The sequence below is a fragment of the Acinetobacter sp. NCu2D-2 genome, assembly GCF_001647675.1.
Classification (GTDB): Bacteria; Pseudomonadota; Gammaproteobacteria; order Pseudomonadales; family Moraxellaceae; genus Acinetobacter.
Map to the genome: position 1 here is coordinate 63,506 of NZ_CP015594.1, position 19,318 is coordinate 82,823.

The 19,318-nt window shown below is 39.8% G+C and carries 12 protein-coding genes; 6 read left to right on the plus strand and 6 right to left on the minus strand.

The window, feature by feature from the left end:
• Window positions 1-108 precede the first annotated feature (108 nt).
• Complete coding sequence (gene sfnG, locus A3K93_RS00300; RefSeq protein ID WP_067727892.1) at window positions 109-1,212, minus strand: dimethylsulfone monooxygenase SfnG; 1,104 nt, start codon at window positions 1,210-1,212, stop codon at window positions 109-111.
• Between the two features lie 29 nt (window positions 1,213-1,241).
• The gene (gene msuE / locus A3K93_RS00305) at window positions 1,242-1,976 is read right to left on the minus strand and encodes an FMN reductase (RefSeq protein WP_067727893.1); all 735 of its coding nucleotides are present in this window, start codon (window positions 1,974-1,976) and stop codon (window positions 1,242-1,244) included.
• A 371-nt stretch (window positions 1,977-2,347) separates the two neighbouring features.
• Between msuE and A3K93_RS00310 the strand changes: the two genes are divergently transcribed.
• Window positions 2,348-2,998, plus strand: coding sequence for a response regulator (locus A3K93_RS00310; protein WP_067731625.1), 651 nt, complete (start codon window positions 2,348-2,350; stop codon window positions 2,996-2,998).
• Window positions 2,999-3,071: 73 nt separating this feature from the next.
• On the opposite strand, the gene A3K93_RS00315 is transcribed toward A3K93_RS00310, so the two are convergent.
• Window positions 3,072-3,836, minus strand: a complete 765-nt coding sequence (locus tag A3K93_RS00315) for a hypothetical protein (RefSeq protein ID WP_067727894.1) — start codon at window positions 3,834-3,836, stop codon at window positions 3,072-3,074.
• 404 nt (window positions 3,837-4,240) lie between these two features.
• Entirely contained in the window at window positions 4,241-7,732 is a 3,492-nt protein-coding gene (locus A3K93_RS00320; protein ID WP_067727895.1) for a hybrid sensor histidine kinase/response regulator, read from the minus strand.
• Between the two features lie 182 nt (window positions 7,733-7,914).
• On the opposite strand from A3K93_RS00320, the gene A3K93_RS00325 reads away from it, so the two are divergent.
• From A3K93_RS00325 to A3K93_RS00335, 3 genes are all read left to right on the plus strand, one after another.
• Window positions 7,915-8,247 carry a DUF485 domain-containing protein gene (locus A3K93_RS00325; protein WP_067727896.1) on the plus strand — a complete coding sequence of 111 codons (333 nt, stop codon included), beginning with the start codon at window positions 7,915-7,917 and terminating at the stop codon, window positions 8,245-8,247.
• Window position 8,248: 1 nt separating this feature from the next.
• Window positions 8,249-9,964, plus strand: a complete 1,716-nt coding sequence (locus tag A3K93_RS00330; RefSeq protein WP_067727898.1) for a cation acetate symporter — start codon at window positions 8,249-8,251, stop codon at window positions 9,962-9,964.
• A 124-nt stretch (window positions 9,965-10,088) separates the two neighbouring features.
• Window positions 10,089-10,778, plus strand: coding sequence for an ion channel (locus A3K93_RS00335; RefSeq protein ID WP_067727900.1), 690 nt, complete (start codon window positions 10,089-10,091; stop codon window positions 10,776-10,778).
• Window positions 10,779-10,834: 56 nt separating this feature from the next.
• On the opposite strand, the gene omp33-36 is transcribed toward A3K93_RS00335, so the two are convergent.
• On the minus strand, window positions 10,835-11,716 hold the full coding sequence (omp33-36, locus tag A3K93_RS00340) for a porin Omp33-36 (RefSeq protein ID WP_067727902.1): 882 nt from the start codon (window positions 11,714-11,716) through the stop codon (window positions 10,835-10,837).
• A 1,108-nt stretch (window positions 11,717-12,824) separates the two neighbouring features.
• On the opposite strand from omp33-36, the gene A3K93_RS00345 reads away from it, so the two are divergent.
• Both A3K93_RS00345 and A3K93_RS00350 read left to right on the plus strand, forming a co-directional pair.
• Window positions 12,825-14,537: a GGDEF domain-containing protein gene (locus A3K93_RS00345; protein WP_067727904.1), complete on the plus strand. Its 1,713-nt coding sequence runs from the start codon at window positions 12,825-12,827 to the stop codon at window positions 14,535-14,537.
• A 57-nt stretch (window positions 14,538-14,594) separates the two neighbouring features.
• On the plus strand, window positions 14,595-16,352 hold the full coding sequence (locus A3K93_RS00350; RefSeq protein WP_067727907.1) for a KAP family P-loop domain protein: 1,758 nt from the start codon (window positions 14,595-14,597) through the stop codon (window positions 16,350-16,352).
• A 28-nt stretch (window positions 16,353-16,380) separates the two neighbouring features.
• On the opposite strand, the gene uvrA is transcribed toward A3K93_RS00350, so the two are convergent.
• The gene (gene uvrA, locus A3K93_RS00355; protein ID WP_067727909.1) at window positions 16,381-19,212 is read right to left on the minus strand and encodes an excinuclease ABC subunit UvrA; all 2,832 of its coding nucleotides are present in this window, start codon (window positions 19,210-19,212) and stop codon (window positions 16,381-16,383) included.
• Window positions 19,213-19,318 lie beyond the last annotated feature (106 nt).

The window sequence follows — 19,318 nt, forward strand, 5'->3', positions numbered from 1 at the left end:
AAGCAGCAATTGAAAAGCTGACCACCACATTTATATAAAAAAACCCTCAGGCCGAGCCCTGAGGGTTGAAATTGGAACAACGTTTATCGTTATTATTATCGGGCTGCTTTAGGCAGATTTAGCAGTAATTAGACTTTGCTCTTTGGCTTCAAGTTCACGTACCAATGGCAACACTTTTTCACCGAAGTATTCTACTTCTTCAATGAAATGCAGGAAGCCTGAAAGAATTAAATCAACACCAACTTTCTTCAGTTCAACAATGCGCTCTGCAATTTGCTGTGGTGTACCGATGAGGTTAGTACGGAAACCATCGTTGTATTGAACTAAATCTTCAAAGGTTGATTTTGCCCAGTTACCTTCACCTTCGTTGGTGGCTGCACCTGCTTCACGTGTTGCATCACCAAAAGATTTCACGGCATCAACATGGGCTTTATCAATAATCTCTTGAAGCACGGCTTTAGCTTCTTCTTCAGTATCACGTGCAATGATGAAAGCATTGACCCCGATCTTGACCTGATGATTATTCGCCTTGGCTTTTTCACGGATATCATCAATTTGTTTTTTAAGTTCTGAGGGTGTGTTGCCGTTGGTAAAATACCAATCTGATACACGTGAAGCCATATCACGTGCCGCACGTGAGCTGCCACCTTGGAAGATTTCAATATGTGGTTTTTGTACAGGTTTAGGACTCAGGGTGTAATCTTTAAATTGGTAATATTTCCCATCAAAACTAAAATTATTCTGTGTCCATACGCCTTTTAAGCTACGAATAAATTCTTCTGAACGTGCATAACGCTGATCATGTTCAGGCCATTCTTCACCGATTGCATCGAACTCACTACGAAACCAGCCACTAACCACGTTAATGGCAATACGGCCATTGGTTAGATGATCAATCGTTGCAAGTTGCTTCGCGGCAAGTGCAGGTTTCCATGGGCCAGGTAGGATCGCTGCAATGACTTTTAGACGTTCAGTTTTTGCCAAAATACCATGACTGAAACTGACTGATTCATGTTGATTTTCTGCGTTATAGCCTGCAGTAAAACGGATTTGAGTCAATGCATAGTCAAAACCTGCTTTTTCAGCAGTTTGTGCGAGACGCACGTTATAGTCAAAGCTCCAATCTGTGCGTTGCTCAATGGTACTGACTACAAGGCCACCACTGACGTTCGGTACCCAATAGGCAAAAACAATATTATTATCTTTAGACATTTTAACGACCCTCTAGATGCACGATGGTTTTATGCCACGTGCGTTTTCGGCGATTTATTTTGGTGAATACGAGCTTCTGCAGCATCTAGGTTAGGTACTGCGGCAGATGGTAAAACTTCTTCTTGTTCAATTTGTTTGTTAATACCCAAGTTTTGGCTGGCTTGAATGGTTTTTTCTTTGATCACGTCAGCACGTTGACCTTTGGCAGGTGCCCATTCAAGAATCGGTAATGCACGTGCCACAGCAAGGGTAATGCGTGCGCGTAGAAGTTCACTTTGAATAGTGTATTCAGGTGTGAAATCACGATCAGTCGCATAGACGCCAATTGGTAGTGTTTGTGCTTGGAAGAAGCTGAACAATGGGCGAAGCTGATGTTCAAGGACAAGTGCATGACGTTCAGAGCCGCCAGATGCAGCAAGCAGTACAGGTACATCAACCAATGCCGTTTGTTCTACAAAGTCAAAGAAGTGCTTGAAAAGACCCGTAAATGAAGCACGGTATACAGGTGTTCCCACAATGAGAGCATCTGCTGCTTCTACTTTGGCTAAATCATCCTGTACACGTTGTGGCAATTGGTTGCGGTAGATTGCACCCCCTAAGAGTTGTCCAATTTCACTAAATTTAATGAAATGCACATTGATTGGCGTTGCCTCACCCAACTCATCAAGAATAGCTTGAACCAATGCTTCTGTCTTCGATGGATTATTGAGACCACCGGAAACAGCAACAATGTTTAGTGGTTTTTGGAGAGATGAATGTGACATAAGAAAAACCTAAACTGTATATTTATGGATTAACGTTATTAATCCAAAATCAGCTTATGCGGTAAAATAAGGAAAATCTTAAAAGTTATCTATTTTTCATATATGACTAAATTGGTAGGGATTGATCTTGGTAGCTATTGCTAATACTTTGAAAAATAGATTTATATTCAAATCTGCTAAGCTTTGCTAAATCGTGATATACCATATATAAAAAAGTGATTAGAATTAAATAATTAACGAAAAAGAGCTGCATCATTTTTTTATGTAGATAAACTGAACATAAATTAAATATTTATTAATTCTTGCATACCCTAAATAGCACTTGTGTGGTTAGAATAGAGCTACCGTGCACAAGATCTCTCATGTTGCCTATGAATATTTTAATCGTTGATGATCATCCACTGTTTCGTCATGCTTTAATTCAAGCCGTTCGTTATAGCCTGCCACAAGCGCAAATCCATGAAACTGCTGCTGTGAATGAGTTTTATGAACGTCTAGAGAAAGGTCCTGAACCAGATCTTGTTTTGCTGGACTTGAATTTACCAGGGGCTTCAGGCTTCTCCGCTTTGGTTCATGTACGCGCGCAGTATCCTTCATTGCCAATTATTGTGGTGTCTGCACATGAAGAAGCCAGCATTATCCAACGCTCAATTGCACATGGTGCGATGGGCTATATTCCAAAATCGGCACATCCAAGTCATATTGGTGAAGCGATTCGTGAAGTGTTGGAAGGGGAAATCTGGTTACCACCAAACTTGCCTGCCAATATGAACTTCGACCCACGTGCGGCTGATGAAACTGCTTTAGCTGAACGTATTCAATCTTTAACACCACAACAGTTCCGTGTGTTGATGATGGTGGCAGAAGGTTTACTCAATAAACAAATTGCTTATGAGTTAGATGTGTCAGAAGCGACCATCAAAGCGCATGTCACTGCAATTTTCCGTAAGCTCGGTGTACAAAATCGTACCCAAGCTGTATTAGCAATTAATGCGTTGAATATCGAAGAAAAGAAAATATAAACACTTTGATATCGCCAAAAAGAAAAAGGAGTCGATGGTTCGACTCCTTTTTTGTTGTGTGTTTCACTTAAAATTACGCGATATAGTCCTGTTTTGGTGTCATATCTGCACAAAATAATGGGTTTAATGCACACTGTAATTCATCAATTTCTTCCTGCGACACATAGCCTTTATTTTTTAAAAATTCAGCGACACGTTCATCGCGTAAACTTAAGAATGTCGCATCATAAACACCAAGATCGACAAATAGCGCTGCGGTTTCAAGGCTATTAAAGCGGTCTAAATATACATCGTTGCCATACATCAAAAAGATATGGTCTTCATCGGCATGTGGGTCAACATTCAAACTTTCTGCCAAAACTTCAGGCGGTGTTTTAATAAATAGCAGTTCGGAGAGTTCATCAAACTGAGTGGTATCCAGTTTGAGTTCACCGGTTTTTACATGACCCAACCATGCTTTAAACACCAATACCGCACCGCCGCGTAGTAACATGCTCCAAATTTGGTGGCGAACTTCATGGCTTAATTCGCGTGATTCGACTTCTAAACTTTGAATCAGTTTCGATTCTTGTTCGGCAATTCGTTCAAATAAGCCTAGACCTTGAGGCTTGTAGGCATAAGGCTGGAATACATCAAAATGCAGCTCATCAAAAACTTTTAAGGCCAAAGGGACTGCGCTTTGATAAATCACATCGAGTGCTTGGATTTGAGCAGCATTCAGTTTGCTATGCTGAAACAGTTGTGCCCAATGAATCACAGGCAAAAGGGCATTTACGCCGTATTCACGGTGGAATTGTTGATTTTGATTATGTTCCAGCTCAGTGGTATTGATCGTCATTGTTGTTTGTCCTCTGCGTATTCGTGGTTGATCTTTGATAATCAGCTAATGTTTAGAATCAGAAGATCAAATCATGTGTTTATTTTTAGGCTTTATTACGTGAAAATTAAAGTAGGACAAAAGTTTAAAATTTATTTTTAATTTAAAAATAATTATAAATAACAATATCTTGAAATTTAAATTTTAGATTTTCTATATGTTTTTAAGAATTTTGAACAGTTTTTGCCATTCCAAAATTCAAAATGAGCACTTTGGTCTATAAAAAGTATGCGCGGGTATCGAAAAATGATGCGTTTTGTACATTCGCTTAAAAATTAAGCCAATTTGGAAATTTTTATTTACACTTAAAATAAAAATGCCCATGTTGCAGCACAACATGAGCATGCTCAAAACAGCAAATAGACCTAGCTATCTGAAATTTTTAAACCCGATAACCATGACCGTAATGAAGCAGGTTTAAGCGGTTTTTTCAGTAGGACAATATTTTGCTCTTTTAAGCGTTGAGGAAGTTCAGGATCAGAATCTGCAGTAATTAATGCCACAGGCACATTCTCTTTACGATGTTGCAAAATAAAATCCAGTCCCATTTTATTTTGATTCAAATGTTGATCCACCAACCAAACCTGAATATTTTCCTGTTGGATGAGTTCAGCCGCTTGCTCGGGCTCTGTTGCTTTAAAGACTTGATAACCCCATTTGCTGAGCAATGTGGACATTCCTTCCAAAATGGTTTCGTCATTATCTAAGCACAGCACTTTAAAGGCTTTCGCTTTTAATGGAACAGCTTGCGTTGGTGCTGCCACAACTTTTGGAGCTTCAACCAAAGGGACCTCAATCATAAAGCATGAGCCTTGACCGAGTGTTGAATAGACATAAACAGGATAATTCAACATGCTGGTCATACGCTGCACAATGGCTAAACCAAGACCTAAACCTTGTTCACCCCAAGGTGAAGTATGTCCACAGCGCTCAAACTCTTGGAATAGCTTGATGCGTTGTTCTTCAGCAATACCAGGACCTGTATCCCAAACCCCGATACGAATATGCTGGGGCTTGCTGCTTGAGCGTAATACGCCAACCACCACTTTACCTTTAGCTGTGTAGCGTAGGGCATTGCTGACAAAGTTTTGAATAATACGTCGAATCCATTGTGGATCGGTATCAATCCAGAATTGAGCATCATGTACGCTAAATTTAATCTCGCGTTGTGCAGCAATCGACTTAAATTGCAATTCTAAATCGCTAAGCAAATCGTGTAATGGATAGGCCTGACGTTTAGGTTGAATAGTTCCACCTTCTAAACGGGCAATATCTAACAGTGCAGACAACATACTTTCTGCACCATGTAAGGCACGATCCAGTTGCTGCAAGGTTTTACGGTCTTCTTCAGACTGTACACTTTGCTCGAGCGCAGTACTAAATAGACGTGCCGCATGCATCGGCTGCAATAGGTCATGACTGGCAGCAGCAATAAATCGACTTTTCGACATATTGGCTTTATCAGCTTGTTCACGTGCCAGTTGTTGCTCCGAAAGGGCATCCGCAAGCTGTTGTGTCCGGTCACGTACACGGCCTTCAAGCACAGCTTCATTTTCACGGAACGCTGTAATGTCGGCAAAGGTTGTCACAAAACCGCCACCTTCGATCGGATTCCCACGCATCTGAATCACACGGCCATCTTTACGAATACGTTCAAACTCATGGGCACTGCCTACACGCATCCAATGCATACGTTTACGGACATGCTCCTCGACAGAACCTGGTCCACATTCACCACGTTCAGCGTTATAACGAATCAAATCTGAAATTGGACAGCCAACATAGACAATGTCTTTTGGATAATCGAAGAGTTTAAGATATTGATTATTCCATGCAACCAAACACATGTTTTCATCCACCACACTCACCCCTTGGGTCATGTGGTCGATCATGGTCATAATCAGATTTTGGTTAAACCGTTGCCATTGGGATGCTTGGTCAAGAATATTCGCGACCTGACCAAGTGCCAAACCATTATTAACCATCGCGGTTGTCAGTAATGTCCGCGCAGAAGCAGCGCCAATCGTGCCTGCCAAATACTGTTCGGTAAAACGCCACCACATCCCGTTTGCACTGCTATTTTCATTCAGCTCTACATTGTTTTGAGTGCAGAACTGCTCAAAAGCACGCATGGTCGGTTCTTCACCAGTAATACGTTTCGAAAGGGTAATTAAGTCACCGACTTTTAAACGTGCTACATCTTGATGAGAATAAGTAATCTCATTATTCAGACTTTGTGAAGGCAAAGGCTTGGTTTCATAATAAAAGAAACTTTCTGCCTGAATTTGCTCTGCAATGCTTGGTCGGAAAATACGCGATACCCAAATATATAAAATAAGGTTTAGACCAAGTGACCAAATCACACCATGGGTCAGTGGATCAAAAGATTCAAAACCGAGTAAGGCTTCAGGACGTAAAATATTGATGCCAAATGGACCATGATTGAGAATATTTTCACTGATGTACTGAAATTCTGTAGGTAGACTGCGCAAAACGGTTGGGATTAACAAAGTATAGGCCCACATGGCAAAGCCGGTAATTAACCCTGCATACACACCTTGCTTACTGCCACCACGCCAATATAAACCACCAATCAGAGCAGGGGAGAACTGTGCCACAGCACTAAATGCCAAAAGACCGAATACAGAAAGCTGGTTAATGTCGTTAAAGAAGTTATAGAACAAGAAGCCAAAGAGCATCACACCAAGAATACAGATACGGCGTGTAAACTTAAGAACTAAAGGCAAGCGTTTGTCATGGCGAGAAATAAATTTAAAGCGCCAAAGTGCCGGCATGATTAAGTCATTACTGAGCATAATCGACAATGCCACGGACGATACCAATAGCATTCCTGTGGATGCAGAAAAACCGCCCAAGAATGCCAATAAAGTAAGCCAATCTTGGTTATAACTGAGGGGTAAAGACAAAACAGCCACATCCGGAATGGCTAAATACTGCGGAGCTGCATGTAAAGCCCAGCTGGCGATGGGAATAATAGCGAGCGTGGTTAAAATCAGATACACAGTAAACCAGCGACGTGCCCCGCGAATATGTTTTTCATCACGCAATTCAACCACAGCAACGTGGAATTGGCGTGGTAAACAAATGATCGCTAATGCCGCAAGCAAAGTTTGTATCCAGAAACTTTCAGGCACACCAAACAGCTGAACATCTCGGAATGTTGTACTAATGTCATTTGAGATTTGCGCAACATTGGCTGGTGAATCGAACATAAAGAAACATGCAACCGCGAGCAGTGCAAAGAGTTTCACGAATGATTCAAACGCAACCGCGAGCATGAGACCGCCGTGTTGTTCAGTATTGGCAATTTGCCGTGTACCAAAAATCATCGCCAAGATCGCCAAAATACCGGTCAATAGAAGTACCCCATTGGTGGTACTCGTGATCCCTGCGGTCGGTTCCAAAATCACGGCGGCACTTAATGCGATGGCACGTAGCTGTAAAGCCAAATACGGAATAATCGCGATGACAGCCAAAATGGTGACTAATGAAGCCAATGGCCCACTTTTACCGTAGCGTGCTGCTACAAAGTCGGCAATCGATGAAATGGCATGGTTCTGACGGACTCGTCCTAGGCGTCGCCAAATGTCATATCCCAGTGCTACAAACAGCAAAGGTCCAAGATAAATAGGCAAGAAAATAATACCTTCACGAACTGCAGCGCCAGTTGCGCCATAAAACGTCCACGAAGAACAATAGACACCTAAAGTTAAACTAAACAATAACATGCGTCCGCGAGTACTAAGACGACTGGCATGTTTTTCACCGAAAAATGCACAAATAAAGAGGATTGCGATATATAGGGCGAGCACCCCGATAATGAGCCAACTGTTCATATAGCCTGATGTGTACTGAGCAGAACACTATGATACCGCATCCATAAAGCCCCCGTTGAAATTGATTATTTTTTAACGACCAAAGTCTAAATTACAACCAGTAGAGAAGCTTGCTAACGTGGTGCAGTGATAATTCGAATTAAAAAATAACCGACCCAAGGTTGGGTCTAAGGAGAAAAATGATGGATGAGGCACAAGTAGACCGAATTCTACAAAATCCAAAATTTAAAGAGATGGTTCAAAAAAAGCGCAATCTAAGTTGGACACTGACAGCCATTATGTTGTTTGTCTATGTCGGATTTATGCTGCTGGTTGGCTACAACAAAGAGTTTTTACTCAGTTCATTGTCTGGTGGTGTGACAACTTGGGGTATTCCATTGGGTATTGGCATCATCGTTTTATCATTCGTGTTGTGCTGGGTGTATTCATCCATTGCAAATAACAAACTTGATCAATTGAATGCTGAAGCGATTCGCGAAGTCGAAGCCATTACTCAACAACAAGGAAAGCACTAAGATGAACGGATATTCATTTAAAAAATTTGTGCTGGCATTACTGGCACTTTCACTTTCTTCTGTCGCATTTGCGGGTCCAGATTTGGGCGCAGCTGAACAGCAGGCTACAAACTGGCATGCCATCATCATGTTTGTGATTTTCGTAGGCGGAACACTCTTTATTACCAAGTGGGCAGCCAAACAAACCACAAATACCAAAGATTTCTATACCGCAGGTGGTGGTATTTCAGGCTTCCAGAATGGTTTAGCGATTGCCGGTGACTTTATGTCAGCAGCATCATTCCTCGGTATTTCTGCGATGGTGTTCCTGTCAGGTTTTGACGGGTTGCTGTATTCACTCGGTTTTATGGTCGGTTGGCCAATCGTTCTATTCTTAGTGGCTGAACGTCTACGTAACTTAGGTAAATATAACCTATCTGATGTGGTGTCATTCCGTTTACAGGAAAAGCCAGTACGTACTTTGGCTGCATTTAGTTCTTTGGTGGTTGTTGCTTTCTACTTAATTGCACAAATGGTTGGAGCAGGGCAATTGATCAAATTGCTCTTCGGTTTGAACTATAACTTGGCTGTGATTATCGTTGGTGTGTTAATGATGGCTTATGTGATGTTCGGCGGTATGCTGGCAACCACATGGGTGCAAATTATTAAAGCGGTGATGCTGCTTTCAGGCGCGACCTTTATGGCATTTATGGTGATGAAAGGCGTTGGCTTTAGCTTTACCAATATGTTTGAACAAGCCATTGGTGTTTTCTCAAATGTTCACAATGTTAGTTTGACTGAAGCAGCAAAAATCATGGGTCCAGGTAGTCTTGCCTCTAACCCGATTGATGCAATTTCACTGGGTCTTGCATTGATGTTTGGTACTGCAGGTTTACCGCATATTCTTATGCGTTTCTTTACAGTAAAAGATGCCAAGGAAGCACGTAAATCCGTTGTGGTTGCAACAGGGTTCATTGGCTACTTCTACCTGCTGACATTTATTATTGGTTTCGGTGCAATTTTGTATGTATCGAACAATCCGCAATTCCTTGATGTCGCGAAAATGGCACTAACCGGTAAGTTAGAGCTTGTCGGTGGTAATAACATGGCTGCGGTTCACCTTGCAGATGCTGTTGGTGGTGACCTATTCATGGGCTTTATTTCTGCAGTTGCCTTTGCCACAATTTTGGCAGTGGTTGCAGGTTTAACCTTGTCGGGTGCTTCTGCAATTTCACATGACTTATATGCAAACGTATTTAAGAAAGGTCAAACAACACCTGAGTCTGAATTGCGTATGTCAAAAATTGCCACTTTAGGTCTTGCGATCTTTGCCATGATTTTGGGTATTTTGTTCGAGAAGCAAAACGTAGCCTTCATGGTAGGTCTGGCATTCTCAGTAGCTGCATGTGCAAACTTCCCTGTACTTGTGCTTTCAATGTATTGGAAAGGTTTAACAACACGTGGTGCGGTGCTAGGCGGTGTTGCAGGTCTTGTGACTGCAGTCGTACTGATTGTGTTATCTAAAGCGGTATGGGTAGATACATTGGGTATTTCGGATACTGCGGTTGTACCATTTAACGGTCCTGCATTATTCGCAATGCCACTTTCATTCTTCTGCTGTTGGTTATTCTCTGTGACAGATCAATCTGCACAAGCTCAAGCAGAACGTAAAGCATTCGATGCACAGTTTGTACGCTCTCAGACAGGTATTGGTATTTCAGGTGCTTCAGATCACTAAAATGACCAAATAAAAAATGCTCCTCCTAGAGGGGCTTTTTTATTGTTTGAAAAATTTAAAAATCACTGGTGATTTTGATAGTTTTATCGCAGCATCAAACAATATAAAAAATAAGAAGCACAATATGGATAAGTTAGCTTGGCGAATTTACCGAAATTTCGAGTCTTTGCCGTCCGCATGGCTGTTGGCAATTCAGCTTGTGCTGCTCATTCTTTCTGTCTTGGCTTATGGCAATTTGGCTTACCGTGCTGCGACGTGGGTGATCGGTGTAATTCTATTGTTTGTGGTTGCAAAGGTGATTCGACAAACCCCCGTATTTACTTTCGTGGGGTTAACTTTTGTCACAGGTGCTATCTTTTTTTCATTACTCATTTTGTTAGGTGTTAGATCGACAGGTGTACATATCACAGCACATGCATTTGAAGCCGCCGCATATTTCTGTGCAGCTTACGGGTTATTTCGTTATATGTTTCATGATCGTTATTTAACTAAAGATGAGTTATTTGCAGCAGCAGCGGTATTTACATTACTGGCTTGGGGATTTGCATTTTTATATAACATTTGTCAGTTGGTCTATCCATTTAGCTTTAGCAGTGTAAATGGGCAGGCGGTGCAGCCCTGGTTCGATTTATTATTTTTAAGCTTCAGTGTGCAATCTGCGACAGGCCTATCTGATGTGATGCCGGTGAGTCCTTTGGCACGAATGCTGACCATGATTCAAATGTTTTTAGGGGTAATGTACCTTGCCATTATTGTCTCGCGTTTAATTGCATTGCAATACAAGCATCAAGTACCGAAATCTAAAGATAAATAAAGCATTAAAAAAGGACGCATAAAGCGTCCTTTTTTATTTCAGTATCTAATCAGAGATTAGAAACGGAATTTAGCATTTAAGCCAACAGTTTGTGTATCGTATTTATTACCTTCAGCATTAGCATTTACATAGCTAGCACCTACAGCAACTGCAGGGGTGATGAAGTAGTTTACGTTTGCACCTAAAGCTTTGTCAGGAGAACCTTCATAGCTAGATTCTAAGTAGTTCACACCAACGCTTAGTTTAGGGTTAAGGTAAAGTGTAGTACCTAGGTTGTAAGCAGTAGATTCACCATAAACTAAACCAGATTCAAAACCGATAGACATGTTAGTGCCGTCGATTGGACCTACATATTTAGTACGTGCAGTGATTGCATCTTGGTCTTCAGCGATAGTTGCAGATTCAAGAGCAGCTTTAGCAACACCATTAGAAACGATGTTGAAAGCATCATAAGAAGTTTGGTCAGCAACGCTAGTGTAACCCACAGCAACTAAGAAGTTAGGTTTAAGTAAAGCACCTACTTCTAAAGCATAACGGTCGCCGTTGTCATCAGCTTTACCAGCTTTGTTGTCTGTAATTGTATGGCTATAAGAAGCGCTTGCGTAAGCAGGAACAACTTTAGTTGGGATATAAGCTTCACCTTTCGCACCGAAAGTATGGTTGGCAGTACGTGTACGGTCAGCTTCTTCTTGACCATTTTCACCGTAGCTGTACGCAGCAGAAACGTTAGATGCATGGTTAAGGAAAGCAGCTTCAGCTAAAGGACCTTTAGAAGCGTCAACATCTTTGAAGTAGTAAGTACCTTGAACAGCGCCAGTAAAGTCTTTGTCGTTAGCAGTATTGTCGATATGTTCTGCTTGACCTTGAACTTCGAATTGGTACGCTTGAGCACCGGTCATCGCTAATAATAAAGCAGTGGCTAAACCAAGTTTTTTCATGATAATTACCATTTTGATACAAGGGATTTGAAACAAGTCACGATTGTATTGTAACAATTTATGTTGTCAATGGAGGGGATTATGCTCTTTTTCAAGAGTCTTGTATCGTATAAATTTTGTTTATATTTCCACTAATTTTCTTCATCTTTTAGATACTAATGTCTTAATTGTATAAATTTCATATATTTATGAATACGAATTTGATTATTTAATATCTTGAAAAATCAATAAAATTAAATCTCTTTTCGTTTTTTATTTATGCAGATTTATTATGAAAAACTTTAATAAACAGTTGGATATGTGAAATTTTTAAATTTGATTAATAGTTGGGCAATCAAAAGAATTTACATAAAAAAATTGTCTGTTTTTAGCTCAAATGATAGATGGGAAAGTGGTTTAAGTCACATTCATATATTTTTATGTGATTGGTTTAAAAACCTAGTAAATTGATCGGCTTTACATTTTTTGTGATTTTTGCCATAATTTATAGCATCTTGTTATAGATCAAATGTGTGATTTTCAATTGATCTTATTCTCCACAAGTTTTTGTTTTTATCAGTCCAACTTTCCCCAAGGTTGGACTTTTTTTTGTCTTTAAAAAAATGTGAAAAGTACCAATTCAAAAAAAATAAGATAATAAATCAAAATTTCTTTGCACTGATATGGTGCATTAATTTAGTTTAAAATTATTTAAATATTCTTAAAAGCAAAAAAAATCCCAATCTTCATAGAAAACTGGGATTTTTTCGCCAAAATTTGCGGGAAAACTAAATTATCTGCTGAGGTATAAATTAATTCGCCCTAATGCGGTGCATTATGCACTTATTTGTTGCATGTGTAAATAGTTTAAAAAAGAGCTTTTATAACTTTTTTTCATTAAGCCTAGTATTTAATGTGCTCTAAAAAGACGCTTAAATGGGGGTATTCAGGCTAGAAAATAAAAATCTTTTATAATCAGTGATATTGAATAATTAAAAATGAGATAAAATGCACGGATAAGGCGACAAAATGAAATAAAGATCACTTTATGAGCATTAATTGTTGATTGTATAATAGCCAGCTTTAAACGTGATTATTCTTTGGGATATTGAGGAGCGTCGGTTAACTCGTGAATTCATTACGCTCTGAAAAACTCAGTAAGCGCCTGTATTGGGCGATGTCGATCATTATTCTATGTCTATTGCTGATCTGTATCCCATTGATTTTCAGTAAAGGACAGAGCTTTCTTCAGTCCGTTAAAACCTATCACGAGTTAGAAACGATCAGCAGTATTGCGGATTTGGCAAATCAAATTTCTCGTGAACGTGCCCCTGCCAATAAAGCAATGTCGAGTAGCCCAAGTGAGTTGGCTGCACATCAACAAGAGTTGATGGAATATCGCTTAACAGTTGATGCAAAAATTAAAGAAACGGCTGAAATTTTAAAAGAGCATGGTTTTGATGAACTCAGTACGCAATTAATTCAGACAGTTCAGCCTTCTTTGGCACGTGGGCGTGCTGAAGTTGATCGTTATGTCGCTTTGCCATATAGCCAACGTAATGCCGAAGCCTTAGATCATTCCGTTTTAGCGATGTTTGATGCATGGGAAAGTTCTCGTAATATTTTAAAAGAATTCGTAATTACCTCGAAAACGCCTTCACCACGTTTAACGCCTTTTATTACTCAAATTTTACTTTTATCAGATTTACGTGACCAATCGGGGCGAGTTGCCTCCAACATCATGGCACACGTGACATTTGGTAAATATTTGCCTGATGAAAATCTGACACGCTCGTTACAGACTCAGCGTCAAGTTGTGTATCTATGGGATTTGGTCGATACTTTACAACCAAAACAAGATAAAACGCCTGAGTTTGTCCGTTTACACCAAGATATTCAGACTCAATTTATTGAAAAAGGCATTCCGATTGTTTCAGATCTGATTGACGATAGTATTCAGCATCGTCCATATAGGTTAACGGGTACTCAGCTTACAGAAAATATCGTCGATAAGTTTGCGACCGTGATTAAGCTGCAAACTTATTTGATTGATTACAGTACCGATCTTGCGCAACGTGAAATGCAGCAGAATCTAAATTACCTTTTATGGTCGGTTGCGATTTCTTTAATCTCGGTATTGGCAGCTGTATTTAGTATGGTATTTGCGCGTAGAAGCATTTTCTTACCATTGATTGCGGCACGTGAAATTTTATTTGATTTGAGTAAGTCCTCTGAACAGGAAGTACATAATAAAAACGAACAATCTTCTAAAGATGAAACTGAAACATTATTTGCTGCAATTCAAAAGTTAGAGCGTATGTTGCAGCAGCGTGATGCTTTGGAATTTCGTTTAAAAAATATTGCTCATTCGGATTCACTCACGGGCTTATCGAATCGTTTTGCTTTGGAAGAGTACACCAAGTTCTTGGAGGAACATCCGTCCAAATTCACCAAGACCTGTTTAATGATTATTGATATTGATCACTTTAAACAGGTGAATGATCAGCATGGTCATATCGTTGGTGATCAGGTGATTCAGTCTGTTGCGGATTGCTTAAAATGGAATGTACGTACTTCCGATATGATAGTGCGTTATGGCGGTGACGAGTTTTTGGTATTGATTGAAAATATTGAATTGGTCAATGCGCTGAATGTTGCAAACAAGATTCGTAAAGAAGTGAATGGCGAAACGATTTTGGATGGGGAAGGTCAGCGTATTCCATTTTCAGTGAGTATTGGTGTGGCTGTTGGTGCAGATTCTTGGTTGGAATTATTTGCAAAAGCGGATAGTGCTTTATTTGAAGCTAAAGCTAAGGGACGTAATGTCGTAGAAGCGGCTTGATGCTTTTTAATTGTTTTTGATTTATAAAGAATTATTTCAATTTAAACTTTATAAAAAATGAATCAAGATCAAGAAAAACGCTTAGAACAAATATTTCGAGATAATCAAAATAAAGGAATTGCAATTGCGATTACGGGATGTTGGGGTATTGGAAAAACTTTTGCTTGGAATAAATTTATCAAAGAAAGAGCAGAATTAGAAAAAGATAGAAAGCATTTACCATTAAATATTCGTCTTAAATATCCGAATATTTTTAATAAAAAATATTCCTATGTCTCTTTATTTGGTATCGAGAGTTTGGCTGATCTTAAAGTAGCAATCGCAACAAATATGAGTCGTAATTATTTTAATGAAGAGTCAACACAGTCTGTTGAGATACCTAAATTTTTGAAAAAGAGTTTATCTGCAATTCGTGATGTAAAAATGAGTGCTGGTGGAGGAAATTTGAGTCTTAATTCTTCAGCTAGAATTTTTGAAGCAGTTTTATATTCTCAAGTCAAAGATGCAATTATTTGCTTAGATGATTTTGAAAGACTATCTGAAAAATTGAAAATTCAAGATGTCATGGGGCTAGCAAATCAATTAAAACTCGAACGGAATTGCCAAGTGATTTTAGTTTTAGATGAGTCGAAAACAGATAGTGAAAATAAGAATAAATATTCTGAATACAAAGAAAAGTTAATCGATGAATCAATTAAGATTGCATCTGTTGAACCTTTAATTCGTAAAAATACAAAAGATATAGATAAGCCATTAGTAGATTTAATGGTGAAATTTGCTAATGAGTTAGAAATTCAAAATTTTCGATTTTTTCAAAAGATTATAAAACTGTATAAGGAGTTTAGAGCACAACTTCCTGAAGAGGTAGCTTATTCAACTAAAGAAATTATTTTGATTCGTATAATACAGGGTTACTTTATAGAGGATTTTGGCGTAGATAAAGAATTTGCTTGGAGTGATATTAAGCTTGTAAATGAAGAAAGACAAAAAGATTGGTCAGAGGAGAAAATAGGAACTTATCGTAGACTGAAAACAATAGATTATGCTTTTGTACATGACGATGAATGGTTAGCTGAGTTTATAAAATACTTTAATCAATTAGGTGAGCCAAATTTTTCCAAGCTTAGAGAGTTGGTTAATTCTGATTTAATATTAGAGGAAAGTAATAAACTTCGAGATGATTTATATCGCTTGATGGAGGAGTGGAGAAATCTAGAAATTGATTCCACATTCTGTAATCGTCTTTATTTTGTTGCTACTAAAAGGATAGCCTCTGAAAATTTAGAAAACTTAAGTTTTTACTGTGATTTATTGAACGAATTTGGACAGTCACTATTAGCTAATGAACTTCAAAAAAGTATTGAAGAATATTTGTTAAATGAATATCAAAGCAAAGGCTACCTTTTCGTAAAAGATCATTTTAGTTTTGGTTTCAAGTCTGAAAATAGATTTCACGTTTTTCTTAAATCTTTACAGGAGAAACAACCTCATCAAGGATTACCTATCCTGAGAGATATCGTTTATAGGTATGTTTTTCAAAGTGGATGGAACTCTCAAACAGATTCAATTGTTATTGGTCAAGCAACCAAAGCAGATTGGCATAATTTAAATTTTCATGACATTCCAACAGATGAAAGATTTCAAGAGTCGAATAAACTTCAAATTTTAATGAAATTATTAGATCAACAAATTTCGTTAGATTTACAACCCCAAATCAATACTTTGATTTTTGAAATACTTGAAGAGGAAGCACAAGCTTCTGACGTAGAACGAAGAAAAAATATTGAATATGTAATTAAGCGTTTAAAGGAATAGAAAAGGGCTCTTATGAGCCCTTTCTAAATCACTTCAACAAAGGCTTTAAGAACTTCGCCGTATGTGATTTCTTCGATTTCACTACTTCTTCAGGCGTACCTTCGGCAATGATCATACCACCGCCCGCACCACCTTCAGGACCTAAGTCCACAATCCAATCCGCAGTTTTAATCACATCCAAATTATGCTCAATCACCACAATGGTATTACCCTTGTTGCGAAGCTCATGCAGAATGTCGAGTAATTTGGCAATATCGTGGAAGTGCAGACCTGTAGTCGGTTCATCAAGCACATATAAGGTTTTACCTGTATCACGTTTTGCCAATTCACGTGCCAATTTCACACGTTGTGCTTCACCACCCGAAAGTGTTGTCGCAGATTGACCCAAACGGATATAGTCCAAACCAACTTGGTGCAAGGTTTCCAAACGACGGTGAATCACAGGAATCGCATCAAAGAAATGCATCGCATCTTCAACGGTCATTTCTAAAACATCAGAAATGTTTTTACCTTTGTAATTCACTTCCAATGTTTCGCGGTTATAGCGTTTGCCATGGCAGGCATCACAAGGCACATACATATCTGGTAAGAAGTGCATGGCAACTTTAATCATACCATCGCCTTCACAGGCTTCACAGCGACCGCCTTTCACGTTAAATGAGAAACGACCTGCGCTATAACCACGTGCTTTCGCTTCAGGCGTTTGTGCAAAGAGTTCACGAATCGGGGTAAATAACCCTGTATAAGTGGCAGGGTTTGAACGTGGGGTACGTCCAATCGGGCTTTGGTCAATATCCACGACTTTATCAAGGAATTGTAAGCCATCAATCGAATCAAACTTTTCCGCATGTAAAGTGGTTGCACCGTTTAACTGCGTTGCTGCTAGTGGTAACAAAGTACGGTTAATCAAGGTCGATTTACCTGAACCTGATACACCGGTCACACAGGTCATGACACCTAATGGAATGTTTAAATCGACATTTTTCAGGTTATGACCTGCCGCACCCATGAGCTTGATTTGCTCTTCAGGTTTTGGCGGTTGCACACGTTTTTTCGGGACTTCGATTTTTAGCTTACCTGTCAGGTATTGACCAGTGAGTGACTTTTCATTTGCCACGATTTCATCATATGTTCCTTCGGCAATGACATGACCGCCATGCACACCTGCACCCGGACCAATATCAATAATATGGTCAGCAGCACGAATGGCATCTTCATCATGCTCAACGACTAAAACAGTATTACCCAAGTCACGTAAGCGAACTAGCGTTTCAAGCAAGCGATCATTATCACGTTGATGCAAACCAATGGAAGGTTCATCAAGCACATACATGACACCCATTAGGCCTGCACCGATTTGCGATGCCAAACGGATCCGCTGTGCTTCACCGCCTGAGAGGGTTTCGGCAGAACGAGACAGACTTAAATAGTTCAAACCGACTGACACAAGGAAGTGCAAACGTTCACGAATTTCTTTAAAAATCTTATCGGCAATTTCACCTTTGGCACCATCTAGATTTAAATCTTGATAGTAGCTTTCGGCATCGCCAATCGACATTTTGGTAATTTCAGCAATGGTCTTGTCTTTAACACGAACATGACGTGAGATTTCATTCAGACGTGAACCACCACAGGCATCACACGCCGCATTAGACAGGTACTGTGCTAAATCATCACGCACATAATTACTTTCAGTTTCACGGTAACGACGTTCCAAATGCGGCAATACACCTTCAAATGGAATCACACGATTATGGCGACGACCACGCTCATCGATATAACTCAGGTCGATCTTTTCTTTGCCTGTCCCGTACAGGAATTTTTTCTTCACATCGGCATCAAGTTCATTCCAAGGCGTATCTAAAGAATAACCAAAATGCTCTGCGACTTTTTGAATCATGCTGTAGTAATACGGACGTTGACGATCCCACCCACGAATCGCACCTTGGCTAATGGTCACCTCAGGGTTTGGAATAAGTTTATCCGCACTAAAGTGACTGCGTGTCCCTAAACCGTCACAGACCGGGCAGGCACCAAATGGGTTGTTAAATGAGAACAAACGCGGTTCAAGTTCGCCGACAGCACGTTCACATTCAGGGCATGAGTGTTTTGCGGAAAATACACGATCTTCTTGTTCGCCTTTCATCCATGACAAGATCGCAATATCACCGCCTAGGCGAAGTGCAGTTTCAAAACTTTCCGCAATACGGTTACCCAAATCATCACGGACTTTAAAACGGTCAACCACGACTTCGATGGTATGTTTTTTCTTTTTGTCGAGTTCAGGTGGTGGATCAATTTCCATGATTTCACCATCAACACGCGCACGTACAAAACCTTGGCTTTGTAGTTGTTCAAACAGTGCTGAATATTCACCTTTACGCTCGCGAACCACAGGTGCAAGTAGAAGCAGGGCAGTCCCTTCTTCAAGTGCTTTTACCGCATCGACCATTTCAGACACGGTTTGTGCCACCATCGGCAAGTCATGTTCAGGACAATAAGGTGTACCAACTCGGGCGTAGAGCAGACGTAGATAGTCGTAAATTTCGGTAATGGTACCGACCGTTGAGCGCGGGTTGTGACTCGTTGATTTTTGCTCGATGGCAATGGCAGGACTTAAACCTTCAATTGAGTCAACTACAGGCTTTTCCATTTGGGAGAGGAACTGGCGAGCATAAGCAGACAGGGACTCGACATAACGGCGTTGACCTTCTGCATATAAGGTATCGAAAGCCAGTGAAGACTTACCTGAACCAGAAAGTCCCGTAATCACCACAAACTTGTCGCGTGGAATATCAAGGTTCACATTTTTTAAGTTATGGGTACGTGCGCCTCGAATACGGATGTGACTTTGGCTCATGCAATGATCCTAGAAATTTCATTTGAATAGAGTGTGTATATGATAGCGCATGAAAAATGTTCAAGTACGATTAATCGTTTTTTATAAGTCAAATTGTGTCGCAATG

Bases quoted from the DNA above. Each gene is read 5' to 3' on its own strand.
- sfnG (WP_067727892.1), bottom strand. From the start codon at position 1,212: ATGTCTAAAGATAATAATATTGTTTTTGCCTATTGGGTACCGAACGTC.
- msuE (WP_067727893.1), bottom strand. From the start codon at position 1,976: ATGTCACATTCATCTCTCCAAAAACCACTAAACATTGTTGCTGTTTCC.
- A3K93_RS00310 (WP_067731625.1), top strand. From the start codon at position 2,348: ATGAATATTTTAATCGTTGATGATCATCCACTGTTTCGTCATGCTTTA.
- A3K93_RS00315 (WP_067727894.1), bottom strand. From the start codon at position 3,836: ATGACGATCAATACCACTGAGCTGGAACATAATCAAAATCAACAATTC.
- A3K93_RS00320 (WP_067727895.1), bottom strand. From the start codon at position 7,732: ATGAACAGTTGGCTCATTATCGGGGTGCTCGCCCTATATATCGCAATC.
- A3K93_RS00325 (WP_067727896.1), top strand. From the start codon at position 7,915: ATGGATGAGGCACAAGTAGACCGAATTCTACAAAATCCAAAATTTAAA.
- A3K93_RS00330 (WP_067727898.1), top strand. From the start codon at position 8,249: ATGAACGGATATTCATTTAAAAAATTTGTGCTGGCATTACTGGCACTT.
- A3K93_RS00335 (WP_067727900.1), top strand. From the start codon at position 10,089: ATGGATAAGTTAGCTTGGCGAATTTACCGAAATTTCGAGTCTTTGCCG.
- omp33-36 (WP_067727902.1), bottom strand. From the start codon at position 11,716: ATGAAAAAACTTGGTTTAGCCACTGCTTTATTATTAGCGATGACCGGT.
- A3K93_RS00350 (WP_067727907.1), top strand. From the start codon at position 14,595: ATGAATCAAGATCAAGAAAAACGCTTAGAACAAATATTTCGAGATAAT.
- uvrA (WP_067727909.1), bottom strand. From the start codon at position 19,212: ATGAGCCAAAGTCACATCCGTATTCGAGGCGCACGTACCCATAACTTA.